Below are 24,894 nucleotides of genomic sequence, written 5' to 3' on the forward strand. Positions count from 1 at the left end.
TCTTTATTTCTTTAATTTTTTCAGTTGTTCACCAATAATATCACTTAATTGGAAAGTAGCAGAATCAGCATTTGGTTCATACTGACTGTAATCCTCAATTACATTATTTTCCTCAAGCGTTTCTTTTATACTTAAAGAAATACGTTTCTCTGCAACATGGACTTCAAGCACTTTCACTTTTACTTCTTGTCCCATTTCCAATACTTCATTTGGATTTTTCACGTGACGATTTGCAATTTGAGATACATGCACAAGACCTTCAACGCCAGGTAAAATTTCAACGAATGCACCGAATGTAACAAGACGTTTTACTACTCCCTCACGAATATCTCCAGCTTTTATTTCGCCAGCAACATTCTCCCAAGGTCCTGGCTGAGCTGCTTTAATTGATAAAGAAATACGTTGTGTATCAGCATCAACAGATAATACCTTTACCTTTACCTTTTGACCTTGCTCTAATACTTCAGAAGGTTGCTCTACACGTTCGTGTGAAATTTGTGAAATATGAACTAAACCGTCCACACCACCAACGTTAACGAAAGCACCAAAATCCGTTAATCGTTGCACTGTTCCTTCAACAACGTCTCCTTCTTTTAATGAAGAAATCGCTTCTTTTTTCTTAGAATCTAGTTCTAATTCTACTACTGCTTTATGCGAAAGGATTACACGATTTTTTTCGCGGTCTAATTCAACAATTTTCACGGCTAATGTTTTGCCTTTATAGTCAGTAAAATCTTCTACATAATGTACTTCTACAAGTGAAGCTGGGATAAAACCACGAACACCAAGGTCCACAACTAATCCACCATTCACGATATCTTTTACAGTAACATCAAACACATGACCAGAAGTAAATTTCTCTTGTAATTCTACCCATGCTTTTTCTGCATCAACAGCACGTTTAGATAAGACAAGATCATCTTCTTCTAATTTAATAATTTTCAATTCTAGTATTTGATCTAATTCTACAACATCGCTTGCTTTTTCAATATGAACGTTAGCTAATTCACTAATTGGAATTACGCCATCTGTTTTGTATCCAACATTTACAAGCACTTGTTTCTCTTCAACTTTCGTTACAGAACCTGTAACAACGTCACCAACTTGTAATTCTTTTGAATCCATAACTTCTTCATTCATTTTCTCTACCATGGAAATACCTCCCTACAGAATTGACAAAGCATTTTTTATGTATATACGAAATGAAAACATATGTTTTCATTTGCATGTTTAAGAATTTATCATCACATACTCAGTTTTCATACATTTCACTAGAAAATATATTAAACCTATATAAATAGTATACAGCAAAATCATCTTGAAGAAAGTATGTTTTGAAATATAATAGCGAATATATTCTGAAAGTTTTATCCTTCTTTTACTAACTTCTTACAAATCCGAGCATTTGTCAAGGAAAGAGACTCACAATTCACGCATCCTTTACATTTCTATATAAACAAAAAAAGAAAGAGGTTATCCCCTTTCTTTATTTTGCAAACACTCCTGAAACAATACTCATAATTTTTTGGACAACTTCTTCAATTGATAAAGAAGTTGTATCTAATTCCAATGCATCATCAGCTTTCTTTAGAGGAGAAACCTCGCGTTCTGAATCTAATTTATCACGCTGAGCAATTTCTTTTTTTAACTGCTCTAAATTAGAATCGAAACCTTTATTTATATTTTCTAAATGTCTTCTTTCTGCTCTTTCTTCAACAGAAGCAAGCATAAAGATCTTCACTTCAGCATCTGGTAACACATGTGTACCAATATCACGGCCATCCATTACAACGCCGCCTTTTTCCGCTAACTCTTGTTGACGACGCACCATTTCTTCACGAACAAGGCGATGTTTCGCCACAATAGATACTCGATTCGTCACCTCAGGTGTACGAATTACTTCAGAAACATCTTGTCCATTTAAAAATACAAGTTGTGTATTTTCTCCTTGCTGAAACTCAATATTTACATTCTTTACAACTTCCATTAACTTCTCTTCATTTTCAATGTCCACTTTTTGTTCAAGGGCTGCATATGTAATCGTGCGGTACATTGCGCCTGTATCAATATAAACGTAAGAAAGTTTCTTTGCCACAACTTTTGCAACCGTACTTTTTCCAGCAGCTGCTGGACCATCTATAGCAATTGAAATTCGTTTATCCATTGTAACACCTCATTTTTTCACTTATAAAACAAAACGAAAAGCAGGTATTCTCCTGCTTCTTCTCATTTGCTTCACGTCATTAAATCCTCAATTATTGTAGCATAATCCTTCATAGAAGAAAATGAAAACTACCTATTCACCTGTAAGATTTCTGCTTTGTTTTTTACCATGACACCTTCATAATAAACAATTTTAGATAAATATTTCACTGATGACTTATGTATAAATAACAATTGCACAACAGAAAGACAAATGAATTGTATTACTAATATACGAATAAAAATTTTCTCCATCTTTTTCAATGTAATTGCTCCCTCCTATCCTACATTTACACATTTCGTTTCGTGATTTTATACATCGTATATATAGCAGCTAACTTTATTGTCATTTCCGAGGCATACTTTTATACATTTCCATTGTCGAATTTACTCAAAACATGTTATGTTCTAAATGTATTTTTCAACTTGAAAGGGGTATAAGCATTGAAAAGAATCCTAGTTTTACACACAGGTGGAACAATTGCAATGGAGGAAGATAAAGAAACTGGGGTCGTACAACCAGGTGAAAAAAATCCTCTTTTAAAATTTATTCCTGATTTAGAAGGCGATGTTGATTTAATCGTTGAAGACGTGTTCCATCTACCATCTCCTCATATGACACCGAGCGAAATGTTACAATTACAAGTCATCATTGATGAAAAAGTAAAACAAGACAACATTCATGGCGTAGTCATTACGCATGGTACGGATACATTAGAAGAAACAGCCTATTTCTTAGATTTAACAGTGCAAGCAACTATTCCAATCGTTGTAACAGGTGCAATGCGTTCTAGTAATGAATTAGGTGCTGATGGTCTATATAACTTCTTATCGGCTGTAAAAGTAGCTAGCTGTAGTGAAGCTGCTGAAAAAGGTGTTTTAGTCGTATTAAACGACGAAATCCATTGCGCTACAAATGTAACGAAAACACATACAAGTAACGTGGCAACATTCCAGAGTCCACAGTATGGACCAATCGGTATGGTAACAAAGCGCGGCGTTGTATTCCATCACGCTTTAGTACACCATGAAACATATTCAGTAAATAAGGTTTCTAAAAACGTAGTTGTTCTAAAAGCATACGCTGGTATGGACGATACATTGTTAGCAGCAATTGAAAACCTTCCAGTAGACGGGATTGTTATTGAAGCACTTGGACAAGGTAATTTACCTCCAAGAACACTTCCTAGTCTAGAACGATTAATCGACAAAGGAATCCCTGTCGTATTAGTTTCTCGCTGTTTCAATGGCATCGTGCAAGATGTATATTCATATGAAGGTGGCGGCAAACAATTAAAAGATATGGGTATTGTATTCACATACGGTTTAAATGCTCAAAAAGCACGTATTAAATTATTAGTTGCATTAGAGAATACAAATTCTCATGAAACAATCCAAAATATGTTTATGCACAATTAAAAAGAAGCTGTCGAAGTTTATTTCGACAGCTTCTTTTTATATTTCCCTTGACGCAATGGTTTGCGCAATCGCATCCCCATGAAATCGACCGTTCTCAATAAATATTTCATTCGCATTATTTCCAGCAGCAATTACACCTGCAATGAAAATATTTTCAGCGTTCGTTTCCATTGTATCCTCTGCATAAATCGGACGTCCTGTTTCTACATCAATCCGAACACCCATCTTCGTTAAGAAATTATGATCAGGATGGTAACCAGTCATCGCAAATACAAAATCATTTTGGATTGTATATGCCTCATCATCGACTGTAAACGTTAATGTATGTTCAGTAATTTCTTTCACGTGAGCCCTGAAATGCATTTGAATTGTGCCGCTTCGTACTAACGCCTCAAACTCCGGCAAAATCCACGGCTTAATGCTTGGTGAATACTCACTTCCGCGATATAAAACCGTTACACGCGCACCGGTTTTAACAAGTTCTAACGCGGCATCTATACTCGAGTTTTTCCCACCTATAACTACTACATCTCGATCAAAATAAGGATGTCCCTCTTTAAAATAGTGAGCTACTTTCTTCAGTTCCTCGCCGGGAACATTCATATAATTTGGATTGTCATAATATCCAGTTGCTACAACAACATATTTCGCTATATATATTTCTGTACTTCCGTCACGCTTTGTTGTCTCAACATGAAAAACTTCTCCATCTTTTTGTACTTTCTCCACTCGCTCAAAAGCATTTACACGTACAGATTTACGCTTTACTACTTCACGATAATACGCAAGCGCTTGATTTCGAACTGGCTTACGATTTTCTGTAATAAAAGCTACATCACCAATTTCTAATTTTTCACTAGAAGAGAAAAATGTTTGATGAGTTGGATAATTATAAATCGCATTTACAATGTTTCCTTTTTCAATTACTAACGGATTTATCCCTACCTTTTGCAACGAAATTGCTGCTGCTAATCCGCACGGACCGCCTCCAATTATGATAGCTGTTTCTTTCTGCATACTCAGCTCACTCCTAGTCTTCTACCAATACGCTATTTATAAAAACAAGAAAAAACCTACTTACAGCAGTAGGCACCTATCTTTATTGTATTCATTTTTCATATATTTGTCATCTAAACGAAACGTACATCCGATAGACATCTGCTAAAAACTGCTGAAATTTAATACCTTGTTTCCCTAATACATTTTCAGGATCAATCTTTCTAGCTGGGTCAAGTGTTTTATGTGATACGATATCTTTCTTCGGATTCAAGCCGAAGTTTTGACATAAATACGCATGATACCACGTAAAACGGGTATATGCTTCCCAAAAGTTAACATCACCGCCATAACAAAGTTCCACTCCAATGGCAGCCTTATTAGCATCATAACCATATAAGTCATTATCTGTCGGCACACCATATCGAACGTGATAGGCAACTTCATTTATAGGAACAATTTCCAATATTGTTTTATCATCTATAAATGTATGTGCCGAAGCTTTCGGTTGTATTTCATTAAAATAATCCCGATTCCCTATCGCATTGCTACCAGGGTTCCCCGTATCATGACTTACAATAAACCTTACTTTAGAAAGAGGAATTCCCGGTCGTGAACTTCCATACCCAATATAGTTACGCTCTATAGGAAACATCGCCATTACTACCAACTCCCGCTTCAGAAGATTACCTTACTTCTTTATATATGTATTCGGTAGCAATGTCCTTATCGCATATTTCTTACGCGAAGAGAAAATCGAAAATATTTGATGTGAACACCATAAATAATAAAATACTTACAGCAACTCCATAAAAACCGTAAAACCAAACACAATCTTCTTTCGTATCTAAACCGAAAAATTTATTTACAGATTGTAATAATGTGCCGCGCTTACTTTGTTTGTTTCTTAATACTTCCACTCGTTCTACAACATCTGCTGGCATCATAAATCTTTGGTCTACTGTCATTTTCATCATTTATCTCTCCTTAAAATCATTTCCGTTTTGTTTATCTAAGGAAAGTATAGCACGTTTGTTCGTGTAGAACAAGCGTTCTTTTTTTGTTTTTATTTTATTTTTCAACAATCCAAGTAAGAATTGAGATTACAAAAGCGATAATCGGCCCTACTACAACTGCACCAAATATTAAAAACAGTAGTCCTTCTCCGAACATCCGAACGTTACTTGTTTTTCGGGCTTTCATCGTTCTTGAGAGTTCTCCCTCTAACCTCTTAACCTTTTCTTCTAATTGTTCTACTCGTTCCATCATTTCATTTTCCATATACAACACCTCACACTAATACTTCAACAAAAAAACGTGATTCCCTCGAAAGGAATCACGTTTTCTCACGATATAATATTATACCCAACCTCTGAAGCGACTTGCTTCAGCCATTTTACGAACACCGACCATATACGCAGCTAAGCGCATGTTCACTTTACGAACTTGTGCTGTTTCATAAATAGAATCAAATGATCTTACCATTACTTTTTCTAAACGTTGTTCTACTTCTTCTTCAGTCCAGTAGTAACCTTGGTTATTTTGTACCCACTCAAAGTAAGATACTGTTACACCGCCAGCACTTGCTAATACGTCTGGAACAAGTAAAATTCCGCGATCTGTTAAAATTTTAGTTGCTTCTAATGTTGTTGGACCATTTGCAGCTTCAACAACGATTTTTGCTTTAATATTATTAGCATTTTCTTCTGTAATTTGGTTCTCAATTGCAGCTGGAACTAAAATGTCGCAATCAAGTTCTAACAATTCTTTGTTTGAAATTGTATTATTAAATAGTTTTGTTACTGTACCGAAGCTATCACGACGGTCTAATAAATAATCAATATCTAATCCGTTTGGATCATGCAATGCACCGTAAGCATCCGAGATTGCAATAACTTTCGCGCCTGCATCATGCATAAATTTAGCTAAGAAGCTACCAGCATTACCGAATCCTTGAACAACAACGCGTGCACCTTTAATATCAATGTCGCGTTTTTTTGCAGCTTCGCGAATACAAATTGTTACACCTTTCGCCGTTGCTGTTTCACGTCCATGTGATCCACCTAATACAAGTGGCTTACCTGTAATAAATCCTGGTGAATTAAATTCATCAATACGGCTATATTCATCCATCATCCATGCCATGATTTGAGAGTTTGTGAATACATCTGGAGCTGGAATATCTTTCGTCGGTCCTACGATTTGGCTAATTGCTCGTACATAACCGCGGCTTAATCTTTCTAACTCACGGAATGACATTTCACGTGGGTCACAGATAATTCCACCTTTACCTCCACCGTATGGTAAATCAACAATACCACATTTTAAACTCATCCAGATTGAAAGTGCTTTCACTTCATTTTCTGTTACATTCGGATGGAAGCGAATTCCACCTTTCGTTGGACCAACAGCATCATTATGTTGTGCACGATATCCTGTAAATATTTTAACAGTCCCGTCATCCATACGAACTGGTATTTTCACTGTCATCATACGAATTGGTTCTTTTAATAATTCATATACTTCGTTTGGATAACCCAATTTTTCTAATGCTTCACTAATAACAATTTGTGTCGAATTCAATAGTTCAAAATGTTGTTCCCTTTGTTGTTGTGTTTTTGTTTGAGTTCCCTTTTCGGCTACCATAGTAAGTAAACCCCCTGTAATTTCACTTGTTTAGTAAACCTTCATTGCCTAGTATACACCGTTAAATTTGGAATGCAATAGAAAACGCTAACAAATATATACAAACTATTTCCTGTTGCAAGCGTTTTCACTATCATTATAGTCCTTTTATTGCTTTTAGAAAAGTAAAATACTTAAATATTTAAATGTTTTTTATTTTACTTATATATAACAACTTAAGAAGATATTTTTAAGTATAGTAAAGAGCGCCCAAATATTTATGATTCCCGCTATACCATTAATTGTTTTGACATTTTCAGACCAACATTTTAGGTTTCTCCAAATAAAAAACAAAACCTTAGCTTTGTTATATTAGCTAAGGTTTTGTTTTTTCACAAAGTAATTGTGTATTTGTTCAATTGCTTGAGAAGCCATTAATTCTTTACCATACTCCATTAGACGATAAATAGTTGCTGTAGACGGATTACCATATTCCGCTAAAATAGCTATAAAATCTGCCTTCAGTAATTGAACCTGCTCCTCTTCTTCCATCCAAAGATAGAAACGCCCATCCCACGTATATAGTTTTCCGCCAGTTACATCAAGGTTATATAAACGATTCGACAGGTTAATTACGTCATCTAGTGTAGCAAACTCATAAAGTATATGCTCGCTTTCATCTAGAGTCACTTGCATTTCAATAAACTCGTCACGGAACTCATCATCTGTATCCACATCTTGATGTTCTTTCGTTACAATTACGACCATTCCTTGCGCTTGTAGAGAAAATACTTCAACTGCAATTGGACCATCCGCTTCAAACCCTAGTTCCTTATTTGCTTCTTGCATCATATCACGAAATAATTGCTGTACTTTCGGTGCATTTCTCCACAAATCTTCTTTCGTTAATCCTCGTTCAGATAAATCATCAAATGTTAAGAAAATTTTTATCTTATTGTAATTTAATCGTTCCAGCCTCATCTCATACCCTCCCTACGTAACCAATGAATATAATTTTTATTATATGAAATAGAAAATAGATGGTTCTTTTCGAACAACTATTCTAACATTTTTAACCAATCATCCCATTCTTCTTTCGTATCACCAATTAGGCATGTTTGAATGTTCAACTGATCCCGAGCACCTATTTCTCCTATAAACCCAACAGAAAGTTTCTCACTTTTTTCTTGCAACAAATTCATGTCCTTTATCGCGTTCTTAAGTTCTCGTTCCTCATCAAAAGAGACTACTACATATGTAGGTTGTATTTGCTCAACAGCTAACAAAATACCATCTTCCGCTAAGCTTGACCTAATATATATCACCTCATATCCTTTTAAGCGTAAATACGTTGAGAAAACAAACCCTTTCAACATATTATTTTCTAACACGACAACTTTGTGTATAGAAGAAAATGATGATGCATTATGATACACCATTCCTAGACGAGTTTGTAAAAATGATACGACATATTGGAATTGCACCATTGTAACTTCATTATTATTTTTTAACGTTAACAATTTATTTGACACTTGAAGAACAATACTTGCTATGACTTTTTCTGTTGCATAAATACTGAAAGCCTCGTTTAACAATGCAGAAGTTGTAATTTCATCAAATTTTAACAAAGCTTGCAGTAAATCGTCCACTAAAACAACTTCTCTATCGTAATGTATTTCTTTTTGAACATTACTCTGCAAACGATTCCCTTCTAATAATTGAACTGCTTGTCCAATCATCATGCCGGAAGAAACCTTGTCCATTAACCATTTCAAAATTTGAATATGCTCTTCTGTATATAATCGATGCCCCGCATGATTCCGCTTCGGGGCAATAATTTGATATCGTCTTTCCCATGCACGAAGCGTACTCGGCTGAATTCCAATTATATTCGAAACAGCTTTTATGTTATATTTCCCGTTTAGAGTTGGCATCATTTCCCTCCGCATAACGTAATAATATGTGTTTGAGCAGGTGCTCGGAAGCGAAGTGGAATCAACGTTGTTCCATACCCATTACTAACAAAAAGAGTCATATTTGAATGCTTATATACGCCACCTTTTAAATATTTTTTAGATGGGAATAATCGAATCTGTCCTCCATGTGTATGTCCACTTAACACAAGTGAAATTTGTTCTTTTCCAGACATTTTATTTATTATATCAGGGTTATGGCTAATTAATATGCGAAAACCATCTTCTTTGCAATCAGCCAAAGCTAAATCTAAACGATCACGCTTCAAACCAACATCATCTACACCGAGCAAACAAATTTTTTCTCCTAGTTCAGACTCAAATACAACTCTTGTATTATCTAAAACTTTCACATTATTTTCTAATAACAAAGCATCTAATTCATGATATTCAATCTCATAATCATTATTTCCCCACACAAAATATACAGGAGCTATCGCTCTTAACTTTTGTATATTTGCAGAAATTTTCGATAAAGGGACGCCTCTTTCCGCTAAATCACCGCCAATAATTACAAGGTCTACTTTTCCTTTTACTTGTTCAATTAATGAACTTGAAATGACCCTTCTATGAATATCAGAAATAAAAAACACCTTTACTTTTTGAAAACTTTTCGGAAATTCTTCAAAAAGTAAAGTATGTTCTAACACAGTATTACGCATCGCTTCTGTATACATTACCATTACAAGAAGAAATATAATACCAATACATATGAGAGCACTTAATAAGATAATCCATATCATATATTTTTCACTCCCTTCCGCATAAAGATAATCCTCAGTTTTTATAGTAGGTATGCTACTAGCTATCCTGTTTTGCGGACTTATCTTTTATCGGAATTTTTATTTCTTGACCTACATTCACTTCATCTTCTTGTAAATCATTATACTTTTTAATCACTTCAATCCCAGTTTCATCTGAAAAATATTGCTTCGCTATACTTTCTAAAGTTTCTCCTTCTTTTACCGTATGCGTTACTACTTTCTCAGATGTTGCCTCAGACTCAGATTTAGCTGAATCAAAGAAAATGACCTCAAACGCACTTTTCCCAGCGTTATTACCATCACTTTTCACCTGAATATATTTATCTGTATACCATAAGATACTAATTGGTAGTAATATGAATAGAAATGTTAAAACTCGGACGAAAATATGATTCATTTTAAACTTTTCTTTTTTCTCTTTATTTCTATGAATTTCACTACGCGGCGGTAAACTTTCTTTTTCTTCCACTCGCTCAACTTCTAATTCCTCTTCGAAATCAGGAATTCGTTTTCTCATGTTGTTCACCACCACCTTCCATTTATTTTCTTAATTGGAGTCCCATTATAAAATCAACAAGAAAGTGTGCAAAGATTGTTATAAATAAATTTCCTGTCCATTCAAACACATAACCAAAGACAAAACTAATGAAACAGACGAAACAAAACAAAAATGGCTTTGTTATATACCGAATATGTAACACTGCAAATACTAAACTCGCTATTACAATTCCAAAGTGCGTCTGCACTACACCTCTAAATAAAAATTCTTCTGCAAAGCCGATAATGAACGTAATAACGAGTAGGTGCATAACTGACATTCCTTGAAACATCTTATCGTTAATACCACCATCATCAAACCAAGACTCTGGAAATACTCGCATTGCAACATAATCTAATAACACAATACCAATCGCCAACAAGCCACCTATTATAAGTATAGACACCGGTTCCCACTTCCACAGACTATACACCGATTTTATATCTCGGAATAATACATATGCTAGTAAACAACCGATACCGATAATAATGAACTGTGTGATATACAGATTCAGCCTTATTTCTTTCGGACTCATATCTTCAATATTATGCCTTTGAATGTTCATCATTCCCCCATCTTTTCTAGACCGAAAAGCTTTTGTAACTCTGTTTCCCAATTATAGTCGAAATCCGATTGTTGCGCTTGTCTTTTTTTATAATCTGTTTTTGTAATACCACAATAGTCACAGCAATTTTTCAACTCGTTCTCTTTTCTATAACCGAACTGTTGTAACAAATATTCACGCCTACATTCTTTCACTTGTATCCACGATTTCATGTTTTCTAGCTCACTATATTTATTACGTAGCCTTATTTCTACTTCAACTATTAATCTGTTCATAATTTCATCTGACAAGCTCTCTAATTTTAATTTTCGCTGTTGTATGATTCCAAGCTGTTCAAGATGATAGCGGATGAAACGCCAATATTGTTCATTAAATCTTGCTGCATTATAACAAATTTCTTCTACCTCTTCTATTGGTAATTCTTTCGTTTGAAACATTCTTTCTTGTAGTAAAGAGAATAAAAATTGTATTTGCGACTGACTTGGCAATTCATCTTTAATTATTGAAATTGGTAAATCGTGATCTAACGGACTACATAGTAAGATAGCTATACTCGGTTCACCATCTCTTCCAGCTCTTCCGATTTCTTGTAAATAGGAAGCTATATTAGTCGGATAATGAAAATGAATAATATAGCTCGTATTCGACTTATTTACTCCCATACCAAAAGCACTTGTACATATTACAAGCTGCAACTGGTCATTCATAAACTGCTGTTGAATTAACATACGCTCTTCATGTTCCATACCACCATGATAAAAAGCGACACCAGTCACGCCTTTTCCTCTTAAATACTCCGTTAAACGTTCTGTCCACGCTCTGCTTGAACAATATACAATCCCTGGCCCTTGTAAATACATCACCTGGTTCAAAAGCGCTTCTTTCTTCTCTTCTATCGTCTCCACAAATTGTACTTCCATCGCAATATTTGGACGATCAATAGAGTATACATGCTGCGTCACTTTCTTCAAATCTAAACTCTCTGCTATATCTCGGAGTACATCTTTTGTCGCTGTTGCCGTTAATGCTAGCACCGTAGGAGACCCGATATTTTCAATGACTACATTTAGTTTTTTATAGTCTGGCCTAAAATCATAACCCCATTGTGAAATACAATGAGCCTCATCCACAACAAATAATGAAATATGAACTTTCTTCAATTCTCTTATTAACACTTCCGACTGCAACATCTCTGGTGAAACAAAAATAAATTTATATGAAGCTAATTTTTTCATCGCTTCTCTTTTTTCATGTAATGTCCGAAAACTATTAAGTGCTATTACTCGGTTTTTCACAACATACTTTAATTGTGTAACTTGATCTTCCATCAAAGATAATAATGGTGATACAACAAGCACGGTTCCTTCTTGCATTAGCCCTGGAAGTTGATAGCACATAGACTTCCCTCTTCCAGTCGGGAGCATTGCTATAACATCTTTTCCTTCTAATAAATCTGTAATTACCCCTTTTTGCCCTGTACGAAATTCAGAATATCCAAACCATCTATATAAATATTCCTCAAGCTTCATTTATACCCTCCATCCGCGCCAATACAAGACGAACTTCAAAATAAGAGATACCCTCTCCAACCGCTTGTTTCAACTCACGCAACTTACGTGTTTGTAATGCCTCAATTACTTTTGTTACTTTATCTATTTTGTCTTTTTCCATAAACATCTCGATTGAAAACTCTTTTTCCCGCAAAGCAATTTCAACAAAATGATCTTCTATCGTTGCAACCTTTAAATTTCTAATTGTCGCTATTTCATCTAAAGAGCGTCCTTGTCTCCAAAAATTATATGTTTTTTTCGTTGATAAACTAAATAATTCAGCTCTCTCATTTGGATAAGAGATAATCTCAGCCAATAGCGGAAATTCATTTTCTTTATCGTGAACTTCTTGTATAAAGAAGTGAATCGTACCCCAAAATAAAAAATACACCCGGAATATATCTTGTTTCGTAATTTCCGCTAATTGCTGCAATGTACAACCGATACGTTCATATCCTGTTAATCTATATGTTACAATCGTCGCTTCTACTACATCACCTTTTCCTAAAAGATTATGTATTTCTTTCCATAATCTTTTAGCCAATTCACTTCGCCTATATGGTATACCTGTTAAAAAGCGTTTTACCCACATCATTATTTCTGTATCTTGTTGAATGGGAATAAATTTCGTATTATTCTGTTGTAAATTAGATATAGTTTGAATAATTAATGATAAACGTTTCCAAAATGTTTCACCTAATTCACCATAGTGTAAACTATGTAAATGCGCGGGAAAAGCATACACTTCCTCCCATGTATGTAACTGCATTTTACCTTTAGATGTTAACAAATATGTATTTTCATGTATTTCTCGAATCAAATCTGCTTGCAACAACTTTGCAACTTCACGATCATAGTCTGTTCTATTTAACGATTTATATATTCCAAACAAAAATGAAATTCGGAACATGTTTCCATCTTGTAACGTTTGCGAAGATCGTTTTCCTTTTAATAAATAATAAATAGAAGAAACGGTCCTTTCACCATTCAATTGTTTTAAACAATACAATAAAGTATATTGTAGTTGCATTACCGCTTCCACCTTTCAATCTAGCTTAATTACTTTTTAGTATGATTGCACTTACTCATTAAACTTATCATATCGGCACTATGTACTTGTATATAGTATATTGTACCAAACGAAATAACATTTACGTATTTTGAAAATCTTATGACATAATGCAAAAATTAGTTGACACTCTAATTGATAAGGATTATCATTATAATTTTATGTTGAAAAGTTTTAAAAACCGTTTTACAATAAGGTTATAATTTTTATGGCGAGCTTTTCACATACATATTATCAGGAGGGAAAAAAGATGGCAAAATATACAATCGTTGATAAAGATACTTGTATCGCATGTGGTGCTTGCGGCGCTGCTGCACCAGACATTTATGATTATGATGATGAAGGTATTGCATTTGTAACGTTAGACGATAACCAAGGTATCGTTGAAATTCCAGATGTATTAATTGAAGATATGATGGATGCATTCGAAGGTTGTCCAACTGACTCAATTAAAGTTGCTGATGAATCATTTGATGGCGACTCTTTAAAATTCGAATAGTCTTTTATTAACTTCAAAAAATATCCCTCATTCATATGAGGGATATTTTTTGTTTTCTATTTTCATTCTACTTAATAAAAAACCACTAATAGTTCCATACTACTAATGGTTTTATTTTATATTTTATGCATTTTTCATTTTTGCAAACACCCATACTTTCAGGCGTGAGAATAACGCTACAAATACAATTGTCACAACAATTCCTTTAATCAAATTAAATGGTAAGATTGCCGTTACAACCGTTGTTCTTATAGCCTCGCTAGACATAGCTGGTGAATTTAAAAACCAAGTGTAAGCTGGGAATATAATGATGTAATTTAATACACTCATAATGAGCGCCATTGTAATTGTCCCTAGCATTAATCCTGTCGTTAAACTCTTAACAGTACGATACTTTCTAAATAAGAAAGCTGCCGGTCCAATAAATAAACATCCTGCAATAAAGTTAGCAATTTCTCCAACTGGCACTCCCGTTAAACTCCCTTGAATTCCGTAATGTAAAATATTCTTTATCGCCTCTACAATTATCCCTGCAACTGGCCCGAAAATAATTGCTGCAATTAGAGCTGGTACATCACTAAAATCAATTTTTAAAAATGGCGGAAGCCCTGGAAACGGGAAATCCAACATCATCAGTAAATATGCAATACTACTTAGCATCGCTACACTCACCATCTGCACTACACTGTTTTTTTGTTTCATCTTTCTCTCTCCTTTTCCATCGATCTTCTCATGGAAAGTGGAAAGGTTCTGCTATGCCTACTTTTTCATAGAACGAAAAAACCCTTTGTGTTTTACACAAAGGGAGAATTTAAGGCACATCAAACAGACGTTCAAATCCATATCTTTTTTGAACGCTTGAACCTCCATCTTCTCCCATCCAGACTATACTGTCGGCTTTGGAATCACACCAAATCCTGCCTTAACGGCTCGCGGGCTTAGAACAAAATCACATATAGTTCATCACCGCCGGTCGGGATTTTCACCCTGCCCCGAAGATAGACCGATATTCTATTTTCCACTTTATTATACAACAACATAATCGTATTGTGAACAAAAAAAGTGTAACTTATTAAAAATAAGTTATTAATTTTATATAATTAAAACCAATCACTATATTTTACAATACACCCCAGATTTTTTAGTATTCGGCATTTCCCCTATGAATCCCCTAGTCATATATAATGAAAAGTGATAAGATGTTGAATTGTTAAGATAAGAACATTTTCTGGATTATGGAGGAAATGTCATGAAAAAAGAAAAGAGACACTCTATTCGAGAAGCAATGAAAAAAAACTTAAGAAAAGAATACTTTTACTTAAAAAAAGAATTACTTTTCTACTGTCCAATTGATTTAGGCACATTCTCAAGCGAGACATACTATGCTGCTTTCGATGAAGATGGCATCAGTATTTATCAGTATGATAAAAAAACAGAGAGTAAATTAAAACTGTGTGAGCGTCACCCATGGAAAAGTTGGAATAAAGTGAAGGTGGATCATTATTTGACAACTTCTCAATTTATTTTTCAAGGTGAGCGAAACTGGATATTATCCCTTTTCCAAAAAGGAAAAGAAGCTCAAAAAATAATTGAAGAGCACACATCTTTACAAACTGAAGTTGTTTCCCGCTCCTTCTTGAAAAAACTTCCAGGGTTCCGTTCTAATGCACCGTTGAATAAATACATCGGCAGCATTTGCTACACTGCACTTATTGCATTTTTATTAAAATGGATGATTCCATTTCAAGCACCACAAATCGCCCTGTACTCCATTTCAATCGGTTGTATGCTTCTTGGTTTACTTTGTTTGACAATCGGTTTAATTGAACCGACTATTGTACTATTTCGAACGAACGAAAAAACAAGAACGAAAGTATTTTACTTATATAGCTACTTAGCTATTTCTGGATTTATATGTGTCTTTATTTTTTGGTAAAAAAAGAGCTAGTTTAACTAGCTCTTTTTTTACTTTACGTATAATTGTTGATTTGGATAAATCCTATCTTGCTGCAGTCCATTTTTATCTTTAACTTCCTTAACTGACATACTAAATTTCCGTGCAATACTAACTAAAGTGTCCCCTTTTTGGACGACATATAAGGATGAGGAAACAACTTCATTTCTCTGTTCATTTAGAACAAGCAATGGATTCATCGCATTCTTTTTCGCCATCGTCCATCTTCCTTGATGAACTTCTAAATGTAAGTGTGCACCTCTCGATTCTCCTGTATTTCCTACTTCTCCAATTATTTCTCCTTTTGAAATATAATCCCCTTGAACTACATATCTCTTATTTAAATGCGCATACACGGCCTCATATTCTCCATGTTTAATAAATACAACGTTTCCATAACTACTTGAATAGTAAGACTTTGTTACCTTACCTTCTTGAATAGCTGCCACAGGCGTGCCAATCGGTGCCGCTATATCTATACCGTAGTGTTTTCCATGCCTTGTCCCAAAATAATCACTTATCTGCCCTTCAACAGGCCATGTCCATTGATTTCCCTCTGCGTACACATGTAATTGAGAAAAAAACAATACCGTCAATAACATGACGCCACATTTTAACACTTTCATATACATCCTCCGTTTTCTAATTAACACCATACCTTCTCTTATTTTGGTATATTACAGAAAAAAGTATACAAAAAAAGAAAGTGAATCACTCCACTTCCTTCTCGTTTTTATCACGAAAAACGATTGCACTGCGATTATACTCCACATCTTTTACTTGTAATCGAGCGTTTATTACTCTAGCTACCGCAAACAAATAATCAGATAATCTATTTACATACTTTAGAACAACTTCATTTATTTTCCCTTCTTTTTGCAAGGACACTACACATCGTTCTGCTCGCCTTACAACTGTACGTGCAATATGAATAGCAGCTGCCGCTTCGCTTCCACCTGGTAAAATAAAACGCTCTAACGGCGGTGCTTCTTCTATATACGAATCAATCCTTCTTTCTAAGCTTTCAACCATTTCAACCGTTACTTTATAAGGAATTTTCCCCTCTACTATCGCCAAGTCTCCCCCGCAATCAAATAGTTCATGTTGAATATTTTCAAGTTCATTGTAAATATCTCCAAAAGATCCGCCTTGTAGCTTAGTCATTGCATATCCAATATGAGAATTCGCCTCATCTATCGTGCCATATGCTTCAACTCGGATATTATCTTTATCCACTCTGCCGCCTATTACACTTGTTGTCCCTTTATCTCCTGTTTTCGTATATAATTTCATCGCTTCACGACACCCCTCTTGCTATTCTTCATTCGACTAAGACAGAAAAAAAGTTCTACTATTATTTATTTAATTGATTTTACAAAAAAATAAAAAACAGTAGAACTTTATTCATTATCAACTTTAAAAACGTATATCTAAATTATACGATTCGGTAAATATACAGAGAATGTAGTTCCCTCTCCAACAACACTTGAAACAGCAATTTTACCATCATGGCCTTGCACAATATTTTTTGCAATCGCAAGCCCGAGCCCCGTTCCACCTTTTTTCCCACGTGTTCTTGCTTTATCAGCTTTGTAGAAACGATCAAATAAAAATGGAATATCTTCTTCTGGAATACCAGCGCCCGAATCTTGTACTTCAAAAGTAAGACCATTATTTTTCGTATTAATTACAAGCGTTACATGTCCGCCTGCATTCGTATGACGAATTGCGTTATCAATTAAATTCGTCAATACTTGTTCCATACGATCTGCATCAAACGGGTATTGTTCAATTGGATTCTGGAAATCAACCGTTAATGCGACTTCTTTATCCTTTGCAATTCCTTGGAATTTACGACCTATTTTTTCAACGAAAGGATGAATATCAACTTCACCTATATGTAACTCTACATTACCACTTTCCATACGCGCTAAATCTAATAGTTCATTTACAAGTTTACCTAAACGAACGGATTCATCATAAATAATTTGAACAAACTCATTAATTTCTTCTTTCGTTTGCACAATATCATCTAAAATCGCTTCACTATACCCTTGAAGCATTACCATCGGTGTACGAAGTTCATGTGATACGTTCGCAATAAAGTCTTGACGCATCTTCTCAAGACGGCGCTCTTCCGTCATATCACGTAATACAGCTACAGCACCACGAATTTTCGTTTGATTGTAAAGCGGCGTCATAAGAACTACATAGTTCCCTTTTTGTAAATTAATTTCAACCACTTGTTGTTGTTCACTTTCTACAACGAGATGGAATAGTTCAACAAGTTCAGAAGGTAGTTTTTTACTGAGCTCTACTTCCTTTTCCTCTTGCCAAACTTGTAAGAAATGTTCAGCCGGCGGATTAATTACAACGACTTCACCTTCTTGATTTAACGTAATAACCCCATCTGCCATACTACTTAAAATACTAGCTAACTGTTCTTTTTCTTGCTGCAGGGCATTCATATTAAACTTCAACTGTTTCCCCATTTGATTTAAGGCCGTTGCAAGCTCACCAATCTCATCCTGAGATACCATAGGTGCTTTCGCATCAAACTTCCCACGCGCGACCTCAAAAGCAACCTCACGCATTTTACGGAGTGGTGCTGTAATTCGAGTAGATAAGAAGAATGCAAAGAACGTTGTTAATATAATCGCAATCCCTGCTGATAAGAATATAAAATCAGTCGTTCTCTCCATACCTTGTATCGGTACTTGTAAAGATTCGTATACGAACACTGCACTTTGATTTTTTGAATGCACTGGTTTTCCGACAATCATAATATCATTTTCAGTGTTTTTATTCTTTCTACTATTAGAGGCTTTTCTAATGTTATTCTTAATTTCTTTTTTGTCTGTAAAAACAGCCGCTAATTCTTTGTCTTCTTTCAAATCATCCATTGTAAGAGTGACTAATCCTTCTTGTTTCGGCGAAGAAGATATTTCTTTACCATCTTCTACAATAATGATCCTTGAAAGTGGATCAGAGAATTTGTACGCGATATTCTCAATCGTTTTTACATCGGCACCTTCCTCAATTAACTCTGAAACACTTGTTGCAACTTTTTGAAGCCTAGCTTCACTCATATCAACATAATATGTTCTAAAAAACTGTGAAAGTAAAATCGCAACAAATCCGAGCACAAACGAAACGAGAAGTAATATAGTCATCCATAACTTCCCTACTACACTTCTCCAAAGCATCAGTCGTTCACAACCTCAAATTTGTAACCTACGCCCCAAACGGTAACAATCATCTTCGCAGCATCTGGTGATTTTTTGCTTAACTTCTCACGTAAACGCTTTACATGCGTATCAACTGTACGTAAATCTCCGAAGAATTCATATTGCCATACTTCTTTTAACAATTGCTCACGATCAAATACCTTATCAGGCGCTTTCGCTAAGAATAATAGTAATTCGTACTCTTTCGGTGTTAAGTTTACTTCATTACCATCTGCTGTAACACGGTGTGCATCATTATCAATTGTTAAATGAGGGAACACAGTAACATCTTTTGTCGTTGTATCTTGTGTAAAGAACGTTGTTGGTACAGAACGGCGTAAGACCGCTTTCACACGAAGCACTACTTCACGTGGGCTAAATGGTTTCACAATATAATCATCAGTTCCTACCTCAAACCCTTGTACTCGGTTTACTTCTTCACCTTTTGCCGTCAACATAATAATTGGCGTCGCTTTCTTCTCACGAACCCCTTTACACACTTCAATACCATCTTTACCTGGCATCATAAGATCTAATAGGATTAAATCGTAATCATTTTGTAACGCCATTTCTAAAGCTGTATCACCATTGTCCGCTTCTTCAATTGTGTATTGTTCTCTTTCTAAATACATTTTCAACAAACGACGAATACGATCCTCATCGTCTACAATTAAAATTCTTGATTCATTTTCCATTTCTACCCGTTGCGTACTTTTACCACAACGGTTTACACCTACCCTTCTACACTAGTATGTTGCGCTATTCTCGTTTATTTAAGCAATCTTCTAAATGTTTCACTTCCCATATTATGCTTCACAAGAATAATAAAGTTTGTTCAATTTTTTTCCAAAACTATGTATTTTTTTTGAACAGGATATAATGTCCTCGACATCATTTTACAAAATCAACCGCTACTTTGTCATGTTTTTCTCAAAAAAGAAGAAAAGTTGACAAAAATAAAATAGGAAAGTGACATTCACTCTCCTATTTTATTTCTCTATGCGTATGAATGTAAACCCGCGATAATTAAGTTTACTACAATAAAGTTAAACATAATGATTGCAAAACCAATTACCGCTAACCACGCTGACTTCTCTCCGTGCCACCCTTTTGATAAGCGTAAATGTAATACCGCCGCATAAAAGAGCCAAGTAATAAGCGCCCAAACCTCTTTTGGATCCCAACCCCAAAAACGTGTCCACGCTATTTGAGCCCAAATCATGGCAAAAATTAATGCACCTAATGTGAAAACCGGGAATCCAATTGCAATAGAACGATATCCGATTTCATCCAGTAAATCACTATTTGTATTCTTTACTAACGGCTGAAGTGCTGCCGATACTCGTTTGCGTAAAACAAGTCTTAATACAATATAAAGTAATGTCCCAACTAACACTGACCAAATAACAGTATTTAATTTTTTCGCATTTACAATCGCTGGAACTTCAACTGTCGGTTCTAATTTATTTTCTGTCAATAACTTTCCTTCGTGCGGTCCTACTAAAGCTGGAAGATTGTACTTCATTTCCACTTGTTGTTCATTTTTATCAACCCATTGAAACTTCGCTTCATATTTCATACTAGAAAATAACGTTGTCACTCCAATAAAACCAACTGTACAAACAAGTGTGAACACTACCGTTTCTAACCAAAATGTACGTTTGCTTCTCGTTGATTGGTCTACATTTTTCAATAAATACATAACGCCCGTAATAAAACTAATTGCTAAAATTGCTTGTCCTGCTGCTGCAGTCGTCACGTGAATATGCAACCAATTACTTTTTAAAGAAGGAATAAGCGGAGATATTTCCCTCGGAAACATACTTGCATAGGCAATTAATAAAAGTGCAACTGGTAATGCAAAAAGTCCGATTATACTTACGCGATACATAAAATACATGACAATAAATGCTCCGACAAGCATCATGCCGAAAAATGTACCGAATTCAAAAAAGTTACTAACTGGTGCATGTCCTGATGCAATCCATCTTGTAACAAAATATACTGTTTGTGCAATAAACCCTAAAATTGTAATCGTTATTCCTATATTTGCCCATTTATGACCTTTTTCTTTAATTGCTCCCCCGAAAAATAGAGTTGCAATTAAATATAAAATAAATGCGGTAAAGAGAAAGTTACTACTTATTTGCACCATATCGTTTCCCCACCTTAACTAATTTTTTTATCCACTACTTTATCGCTTGGCTGCGGAATTGCCGTACCTTCTAGTACTCTTTCAATATCTTTCTTTAAACCGAACCAATTTTTATTCGTGTGTCCTGCAATCCACCATTCATCATTAACGCGTTGTATCCAAATACGACGATGATTCCAATACATCCCTTGAATGACACCAACCATAAATATAAATCCTCCAATACCGAGAATCCAAAGCGTTAAATCTTTCCTTACAGTAAGTGCTGTTGCATTTTGCATTTCCACACCTGCAAACGACATTTTATATTTATTATTTCCATCAGGTTCTATATTTTGCTGAATACCAACAAAACTCACTTCACCATCTGGTGTTTCAGGCGTAAACATTTTAAACACAAATGCAGGGTTGTTTGGTAATTTCGTTTTCGTATTTGGTCTTCCACTCTCATCAAAATAAAAGTCAGGGAAATAGCTTAATAGTTCTAAAGAATAACCATTTCCTAAATCATATTTTTCTGTAGGGTTCGTTAAATCAACTTTGATCGGTCCCCACTTTTGATTATTTTCTTTGTTTTGCAAATGGAATGACATGCTTTTAAATTCACTTTCTTTGTAATCCACTTGATATATAGCAAATTGATCAAATTTCAGCGGTTCATTCACTCGAATTTCCGCTTCTTTTACTTTTTCTAATTTCGGTTTTTGTCCTGCTATATTTTCGCCGACCGCTTTATATAATACAGCATTCGTTTGGAAGTTTTTCGCAATCATTTTATCGCCTACACGATCAATCGCTTCATCAAAAACTTCCTTGTCCTTACTTTTATCATAAACTTCCTTAATAAATTTCTCGTTTTTTAAATAGTATTGACCATCCGTTCCTGGTATTTCTTTCGTTTCACCGTCACGTAACCAAAGGGCTTCGTCTACGTACATACTCGGTAAAAAACGGAGCATTGCACCGAATAAAAAGATAATGAGACCAATATGATTCACATATGGACCCCAGCGTGAAAACCGTCCCTTTTCCGCCAAAATATTTCCGTCTTCCACTTTCACGTTATAGTTTCTTTTCTTTAAATTCTTTTGCACTCTTTCAAGATCACCATCTTGCGGTGTACCAGTACCGTATAATCTTTGTCTCTTTAAAAAGCTAGGGTGTCTTTTCACCCCTTGCTTCTTTAAAGCTTTATAAAGTGGAATGACACGGTCTAAGCTACATATCACAAGTGAAATACCAATTGAAGCAATTAAAATCATATACCACCATGAACCGTATAAATTATTAAATCCTAATTGATAGTATAATTGCCCTAAAAATCCGTATTCTTGCTTATAATATTCAGCTGGTGCAATTCCTGGAGTTATGTACATTTCTTGTGGAAAAATAGTTCCTATCGCTGATGCAGCTAAAGTGATTACAATGAGCCATACACCCACTTTTACAGAAGAGAAAAAGCTCCAAATTTTATCGACTATCGTTTTTGTTTGCGTGAGAGATCTCCGAGCACTCCCCTCATAGCGCATATCCAATAGTTTTATATTTTCATTGCTTTCAAATGGTTTCCCACATGCTTCACAAAAAACAGTTCCTATCGGATTAACGTGTCCACATTCACACTTAATTTCTTTCAACACTCTCACCGCCCCTATATCTATATGTACTATTGTATATTCTACCCTCAAGTTACCGCAATACTCAGAATTTTTAAACCAAAGACGCTATAGGTAAGCGCCTCGTATGTAAAGGCTTTCTTTATTACGGAGTAATTTTCTTTAAATACTCTTCCAATTGTTCTATCGTTTGTTCACCTTTAATCTCTTGAATCACCTTACCATCCTTATCAATCAAGAAGCTTGTTGGTAACGGTATTACTCCATACGTTTTTATAATTTCTCCACCTTTATCAATTGCGACTGGGAACTTAAGATCGTATTGTTTCACAAAATTCTTAACAGCAATATCCGTTTCATCTGCATCTAACGCAATAATTTCAACGCCTTTTTCTTTATACTTTGGATATAATTCGTTCATATAAGGCATTTCTTTTTCACACGGTTTACACCAAGTGCCCCAAAAGTTTAAAAATACACCTTTTCCCTTTAAATCTTTTAATTCAATTTTCTTTCCTTCTAAATCTGTTACAACAAAATTAGGTGCTTCTTTTCCGATTTGCATTTTCTCTTCTTTAGTGAAATATCCTTGATAAAGTGTAAATCCTACAGCACCGCATAAAATGAGTAGAATCATAACGCGAAATAATAAGCGATTTTTTTTCATATTGTCTCCCCTCTCTTCGACGAGTGATAAATATATGTATTTTTTAATAAATCACCAGCGGAGCATTCCACTGGTGAAAGTTTCACACTATCGATTAGCGCGGCTTTGTAGAAGCCAATGCACGTAATTGTTTCACCTCATGTGGTGACAATTCTCTCGCATCACCAGGTCGCAAGCTACCCACTTCTAAAAAGGCGTAGCGTTCACGCTTTAGTTTCACTACTTTACAATCTAACGCTTCAAACATGCGGCGTACTTGACGATTACGTCCTTCATGAATCGTTAATTGTACAATCGCAGTCTCTTTACGCTTGTCCCAAGAAATAATTTTCACTTGTGCTGGTGCTGTTTTCCCATCTTCTAATGCAACACCTCGTTCTAACATGCGAATTTTCTCACCTGTTAATGGCCCTTTAATTTTTGCAACATACGTTTTTTCAACTTTATATCTCGGATGCATTAATACATTTGCAAATTCCCCATCATTTGTCATCAATAATACGCCAGACGTATCATAATCTAAGCGTCCGATTGGGAATAATCGTTGTCTAATTTCAGGGAAAAAGTCTGTTACAACACTTCTTCCTTTATCATCTGATACACTTGAAATTACGCCAGTTGGTTTATATAGTAAAAAATAAACAGGTTCTTCTTTTTCAAGAGGGATGTTATTTACTTCTACTTTATCTTGAGGAGTTACTTTCGTTCCTAACTCCTTCACTATTTTTCCATTCACTTTTACTTTTCCTTGCTGAATTAATTCCTCAGCCTTTCTTCTCGATGCAATACCTGCTTGCGCAATCACTTTTTGTAATCGTTCCATTTCTTTTTTTCACCTCGAATTTATCTTACCTTACATTAGAAAGACTTGGCAACCGCATACGCTTGACGGCCATTCGCTTCATCTTACTTAAACAACATAGCGATGATAATAAACATATAAAGGGCAAATCATGTTTTTACCTTTTATTATTGTCCATATTCTTCATATTGCTCACAATAAAAGTTCATCATTTTGTCAAAAATACCACATAAAAAAACCACTATTAAGCAACACCTTAATAGTGGTCGTATA

27 protein-coding genes and 1 riboswitch are annotated in these 24,894 nt (G+C 35.0%); of the genes, 3 read left to right on the forward strand and 24 right to left on the reverse strand.

Annotation, left to right across the window (positions count from 1 at the left end; translation table 11 throughout):
• Nucleotides 1-3: 3 nt before the first annotated feature.
• The 3 genes from rpsA to AC1DMU_RS08540 all read right to left on the reverse strand — a co-directional run bounded on the left by rpsA (nucleotide 4) and on the right by AC1DMU_RS08540 (nucleotide 2,466).
• On the reverse strand, nucleotides 4-1,152 hold the full coding sequence (gene rpsA, locus AC1DMU_RS08530) for a 30S ribosomal protein S1 (protein ID WP_000229549.1): 1,149 nt from the start codon (nucleotides 1,150-1,152) through the stop codon (nucleotides 4-6).
• A gap of 334 nt (nucleotides 1,153-1,486) precedes the next feature.
• Nucleotides 1,487-2,164, reverse strand: a complete 678-nt coding sequence (gene cmk, locus AC1DMU_RS08535) for a (d)CMP kinase (protein WP_000361262.1) — start codon at nucleotides 2,162-2,164, stop codon at nucleotides 1,487-1,489.
• Nucleotides 2,165-2,292: 128 nt separating this feature from the next.
• On the reverse strand, nucleotides 2,293-2,466 hold the full coding sequence (locus tag AC1DMU_RS08540) for a YpfB family protein (protein ID WP_000738047.1): 174 nt from the start codon (nucleotides 2,464-2,466) through the stop codon (nucleotides 2,293-2,295).
• A gap of 180 nt (nucleotides 2,467-2,646) precedes the next feature.
• On the opposite strand from AC1DMU_RS08540, the gene ansA reads away from it, so the two are divergent.
• A complete protein-coding gene (gene ansA / locus AC1DMU_RS08545; RefSeq protein ID WP_087985537.1) occupies nucleotides 2,647-3,621 on the forward strand; it encodes an asparaginase in 975 nt (324 codons plus the stop codon).
• A 36-nt stretch (nucleotides 3,622-3,657) separates the two neighbouring features.
• On the opposite strand, the gene AC1DMU_RS08550 is transcribed toward ansA, so the two are convergent.
• The 12 genes from AC1DMU_RS08550 to AC1DMU_RS08605 all read right to left on the reverse strand — a co-directional run bounded on the left by AC1DMU_RS08550 (nucleotide 3,658) and on the right by AC1DMU_RS08605 (nucleotide 13,662).
• Nucleotides 3,658-4,638, reverse strand: a complete 981-nt coding sequence (locus tag AC1DMU_RS08550) for a YpdA family putative bacillithiol disulfide reductase (protein WP_088062690.1) — start codon at nucleotides 4,636-4,638, stop codon at nucleotides 3,658-3,660.
• Between the two features lie 109 nt (nucleotides 4,639-4,747).
• Nucleotides 4,748-5,278 (reverse strand): peptidoglycan recognition protein family protein, encoded by a 531-nt coding sequence (locus AC1DMU_RS08555; protein WP_001240648.1) that lies wholly within the window; start codon nucleotides 5,276-5,278, stop codon nucleotides 4,748-4,750.
• Nucleotides 5,279-5,357: 79 nt separating this feature from the next.
• A complete protein-coding gene (locus AC1DMU_RS08560) occupies nucleotides 5,358-5,594 on the reverse strand; it encodes a DUF3961 domain-containing protein (RefSeq protein WP_001983018.1) in 237 nt (78 codons plus the stop codon).
• A gap of 94 nt (nucleotides 5,595-5,688) precedes the next feature.
• Nucleotides 5,689-5,898, reverse strand: a complete 210-nt coding sequence (locus AC1DMU_RS08565) for a hypothetical protein (protein WP_000426773.1) — start codon at nucleotides 5,896-5,898, stop codon at nucleotides 5,689-5,691.
• A gap of 78 nt (nucleotides 5,899-5,976) precedes the next feature.
• Complete coding sequence (gudB, locus tag AC1DMU_RS08570; RefSeq protein ID WP_000225171.1) at nucleotides 5,977-7,263, reverse strand: NAD-specific glutamate dehydrogenase; 1,287 nt, start codon at nucleotides 7,261-7,263, stop codon at nucleotides 5,977-5,979.
• A 351-nt stretch (nucleotides 7,264-7,614) separates the two neighbouring features.
• Nucleotides 7,615-8,223, reverse strand: a complete 609-nt coding sequence (locus AC1DMU_RS08575) for a genetic competence negative regulator (protein WP_001235391.1) — start codon at nucleotides 8,221-8,223, stop codon at nucleotides 7,615-7,617.
• Between the two features lie 77 nt (nucleotides 8,224-8,300).
• Nucleotides 8,301-9,176 carry a MerR family transcriptional regulator gene (locus AC1DMU_RS08580; RefSeq protein WP_142291699.1) on the reverse strand — a complete coding sequence of 292 codons (876 nt, stop codon included), beginning with the start codon at nucleotides 9,174-9,176 and terminating at the stop codon, nucleotides 8,301-8,303.
• Nucleotides 9,176-9,958: a metallophosphoesterase gene (locus AC1DMU_RS08585; protein WP_088062688.1), complete on the reverse strand. Its 783-nt coding sequence runs from the start codon at nucleotides 9,956-9,958 to the stop codon at nucleotides 9,176-9,178. Before AC1DMU_RS08585 ends, AC1DMU_RS08580 begins: the two co-directional genes overlap by 1 nt.
• A gap of 58 nt (nucleotides 9,959-10,016) precedes the next feature.
• Nucleotides 10,017-10,496 (reverse strand): LysM peptidoglycan-binding domain-containing protein, encoded by a 480-nt coding sequence (locus tag AC1DMU_RS08590; protein ID WP_001231546.1) that lies wholly within the window; start codon nucleotides 10,494-10,496, stop codon nucleotides 10,017-10,019.
• Between the two features lie 22 nt (nucleotides 10,497-10,518).
• Nucleotides 10,519-11,082 (reverse strand): CPBP family intramembrane glutamic endopeptidase, encoded by a 564-nt coding sequence (locus AC1DMU_RS08595; protein ID WP_001025770.1) that lies wholly within the window; start codon nucleotides 11,080-11,082, stop codon nucleotides 10,519-10,521.
• On the reverse strand, nucleotides 11,082-12,611 hold the full coding sequence (locus AC1DMU_RS08600; protein WP_088062687.1) for a RecQ family ATP-dependent DNA helicase: 1,530 nt from the start codon (nucleotides 12,609-12,611) through the stop codon (nucleotides 11,082-11,084). Before AC1DMU_RS08600 ends, AC1DMU_RS08595 begins: the two co-directional genes overlap by 1 nt.
• Nucleotides 12,601-13,662 carry a YpbB family protein gene (locus AC1DMU_RS08605; protein WP_088062686.1) on the reverse strand — a complete coding sequence of 354 codons (1,062 nt, stop codon included), beginning with the start codon at nucleotides 13,660-13,662 and terminating at the stop codon, nucleotides 12,601-12,603. Before AC1DMU_RS08605 ends, AC1DMU_RS08600 begins: the two co-directional genes overlap by 11 nt.
• Before the next feature lie 289 nt (nucleotides 13,663-13,951).
• On the opposite strand from AC1DMU_RS08605, the gene AC1DMU_RS08610 reads away from it, so the two are divergent.
• Nucleotides 13,952-14,200 carry a ferredoxin gene (locus AC1DMU_RS08610; RefSeq protein WP_001151994.1) on the forward strand — a complete coding sequence of 83 codons (249 nt, stop codon included), beginning with the start codon at nucleotides 13,952-13,954 and terminating at the stop codon, nucleotides 14,198-14,200.
• Between the two features lie 123 nt (nucleotides 14,201-14,323).
• Here the strand turns inward: AC1DMU_RS08610 and AC1DMU_RS08615 are convergent, their stop codons facing one another.
• Complete coding sequence (locus AC1DMU_RS08615) at nucleotides 14,324-14,902, reverse strand: ECF transporter S component (protein WP_000810851.1); 579 nt, start codon at nucleotides 14,900-14,902, stop codon at nucleotides 14,324-14,326.
• A gap of 162 nt (nucleotides 14,903-15,064) precedes the next feature.
• A riboswitch (FMN riboswitch) is annotated at nucleotides 15,065-15,204 on the reverse strand.
• A 245-nt stretch (nucleotides 15,205-15,449) separates the two neighbouring features.
• Here AC1DMU_RS08615 and AC1DMU_RS08620 point away from each other — a divergent pair.
• Entirely contained in the window at nucleotides 15,450-16,136 is a 687-nt protein-coding gene (locus AC1DMU_RS08620; RefSeq protein WP_000711800.1) for a hypothetical protein, read from the forward strand.
• Between the two features lie 29 nt (nucleotides 16,137-16,165).
• Here the strand turns inward: AC1DMU_RS08620 and AC1DMU_RS08625 are convergent, their stop codons facing one another.
• The 8 genes from AC1DMU_RS08625 to rluB form a co-directional block, all read right to left on the reverse strand.
• Complete coding sequence (locus AC1DMU_RS08625; RefSeq protein ID WP_088062685.1) at nucleotides 16,166-16,780, reverse strand: peptidoglycan DD-metalloendopeptidase family protein; 615 nt, start codon at nucleotides 16,778-16,780, stop codon at nucleotides 16,166-16,168.
• A gap of 85 nt (nucleotides 16,781-16,865) precedes the next feature.
• A complete protein-coding gene (locus tag AC1DMU_RS08630) occupies nucleotides 16,866-17,447 on the reverse strand; it encodes a cob(I)yrinic acid a,c-diamide adenosyltransferase (RefSeq protein ID WP_087985531.1) in 582 nt (193 codons plus the stop codon).
• Between the two features lie 137 nt (nucleotides 17,448-17,584).
• Complete coding sequence (gene resE / locus AC1DMU_RS08635; protein ID WP_000964666.1) at nucleotides 17,585-19,360, reverse strand: sensor histidine kinase ResE; 1,776 nt, start codon at nucleotides 19,358-19,360, stop codon at nucleotides 17,585-17,587.
• Nucleotides 19,360-20,076: a DNA-binding response regulator ResD gene (gene resD, locus AC1DMU_RS08640; protein WP_000426862.1), complete on the reverse strand. Its 717-nt coding sequence runs from the start codon at nucleotides 20,074-20,076 to the stop codon at nucleotides 19,360-19,362. Before resD ends, resE begins: the two co-directional genes overlap by 1 nt.
• Before the next feature lie 302 nt (nucleotides 20,077-20,378).
• The gene (gene resC, locus AC1DMU_RS08645; RefSeq protein ID WP_087985530.1) at nucleotides 20,379-21,536 is read right to left on the reverse strand and encodes a cytochrome c biogenesis protein ResC; all 1,158 of its coding nucleotides are present in this window, start codon (nucleotides 21,534-21,536) and stop codon (nucleotides 20,379-20,381) included.
• A gap of 14 nt (nucleotides 21,537-21,550) precedes the next feature.
• Nucleotides 21,551-23,176: a cytochrome c biogenesis protein ResB gene (resB, locus tag AC1DMU_RS08650; RefSeq protein WP_000910540.1), complete on the reverse strand. Its 1,626-nt coding sequence runs from the start codon at nucleotides 23,174-23,176 to the stop codon at nucleotides 21,551-21,553.
• Nucleotides 23,177-23,297: 121 nt separating this feature from the next.
• Nucleotides 23,298-23,819, reverse strand: a complete 522-nt coding sequence (gene resA, locus AC1DMU_RS08655) for a thiol-disulfide oxidoreductase ResA (RefSeq protein WP_000742211.1) — start codon at nucleotides 23,817-23,819, stop codon at nucleotides 23,298-23,300.
• A gap of 94 nt (nucleotides 23,820-23,913) precedes the next feature.
• Entirely contained in the window at nucleotides 23,914-24,642 is a 729-nt protein-coding gene (gene rluB / locus AC1DMU_RS08660) for a 23S rRNA pseudouridine(2605) synthase RluB (protein WP_000440552.1), read from the reverse strand.
• Between the last annotated feature and the right edge of the window lie 252 nt (nucleotides 24,643-24,894).

Source organism: Bacillus sp. 01N45, assembly GCF_056399205.1.

Bases quoted from the DNA above. Each gene is read 5' to 3' on its own strand.
- rpsA (WP_000229549.1), bottom strand. From the start codon at position 1,152: ATGGTAGAGAAAATGAATGAAGAAGTTATGGATTCAAAAGAATTACAA.
- cmk (WP_000361262.1), bottom strand. From the start codon at position 2,164: ATGGATAAACGAATTTCAATTGCTATAGATGGTCCAGCAGCTGCTGGA.
- AC1DMU_RS08550 (WP_088062690.1), bottom strand. From the start codon at position 4,638: ATGCAGAAAGAAACAGCTATCATAATTGGAGGCGGTCCGTGCGGATTA.
- AC1DMU_RS08555 (WP_001240648.1), bottom strand. From the start codon at position 5,278: ATGGCGATGTTTCCTATAGAGCGTAACTATATTGGGTATGGAAGTTCA.
- AC1DMU_RS08560 (WP_001983018.1), bottom strand. From the start codon at position 5,594: ATGATGAAAATGACAGTAGACCAAAGATTTATGATGCCAGCAGATGTT.
- AC1DMU_RS08565 (WP_000426773.1), bottom strand. From the start codon at position 5,898: ATGGAAAATGAAATGATGGAACGAGTAGAACAATTAGAAGAAAAGGTT.
- gudB (WP_000225171.1), bottom strand. From the start codon at position 7,263: ATGGTAGCCGAAAAGGGAACTCAAACAAAAACACAACAACAAAGGGAA.
- AC1DMU_RS08575 (WP_001235391.1), bottom strand. From the start codon at position 8,223: ATGAGGCTGGAACGATTAAATTACAATAAGATAAAAATTTTCTTAACA.
- AC1DMU_RS08580 (WP_142291699.1), bottom strand. From the start codon at position 9,176: ATGCCAACTCTAAACGGGAAATATAACATAAAAGCTGTTTCGAATATA.
- AC1DMU_RS08585 (WP_088062688.1), bottom strand. From the start codon at position 9,958: ATGATATGGATTATCTTATTAAGTGCTCTCATATGTATTGGTATTATA.
- AC1DMU_RS08590 (WP_001231546.1), bottom strand. From the start codon at position 10,496: ATGAGAAAACGAATTCCTGATTTCGAAGAGGAATTAGAAGTTGAGCGA.
- AC1DMU_RS08595 (WP_001025770.1), bottom strand. From the start codon at position 11,082: ATGAACATTCAAAGGCATAATATTGAAGATATGAGTCCGAAAGAAATA.
- AC1DMU_RS08600 (WP_088062687.1), bottom strand. From the start codon at position 12,611: ATGAAGCTTGAGGAATATTTATATAGATGGTTTGGATATTCTGAATTT.
- AC1DMU_RS08605 (WP_088062686.1), bottom strand. From the start codon at position 13,662: ATGCAACTACAATATACTTTATTGTATTGTTTAAAACAATTGAATGGT.
- AC1DMU_RS08610 (WP_001151994.1), top strand. From the start codon at position 13,952: ATGGCAAAATATACAATCGTTGATAAAGATACTTGTATCGCATGTGGT.
- AC1DMU_RS08615 (WP_000810851.1), bottom strand. From the start codon at position 14,902: ATGAAACAAAAAAACAGTGTAGTGCAGATGGTGAGTGTAGCGATGCTA.
- AC1DMU_RS08620 (WP_000711800.1), top strand. From the start codon at position 15,450: ATGAAAAAAGAAAAGAGACACTCTATTCGAGAAGCAATGAAAAAAAAC.
- AC1DMU_RS08625 (WP_088062685.1), bottom strand. From the start codon at position 16,780: ATGAAAGTGTTAAAATGTGGCGTCATGTTATTGACGGTATTGTTTTTT.
- AC1DMU_RS08630 (WP_087985531.1), bottom strand. From the start codon at position 17,447: ATGAAATTATATACGAAAACAGGAGATAAAGGGACAACAAGTGTAATA.
- resE (WP_000964666.1), bottom strand. From the start codon at position 19,360: ATGCTTTGGAGAAGTGTAGTAGGGAAGTTATGGATGACTATATTACTT.
- resD (WP_000426862.1), bottom strand. From the start codon at position 20,076: ATGGAAAATGAATCAAGAATTTTAATTGTAGACGATGAGGATCGTATT.
- resC (WP_087985530.1), bottom strand. From the start codon at position 21,536: ATGGTGCAAATAAGTAGTAACTTTCTCTTTACCGCATTTATTTTATAT.
- resA (WP_000742211.1), bottom strand. From the start codon at position 23,819: ATGAAAAAAAATCGCTTATTATTTCGCGTTATGATTCTACTCATTTTA.
- rluB (WP_000440552.1), bottom strand. From the start codon at position 24,642: ATGGAACGATTACAAAAAGTGATTGCGCAAGCAGGTATTGCATCGAGA.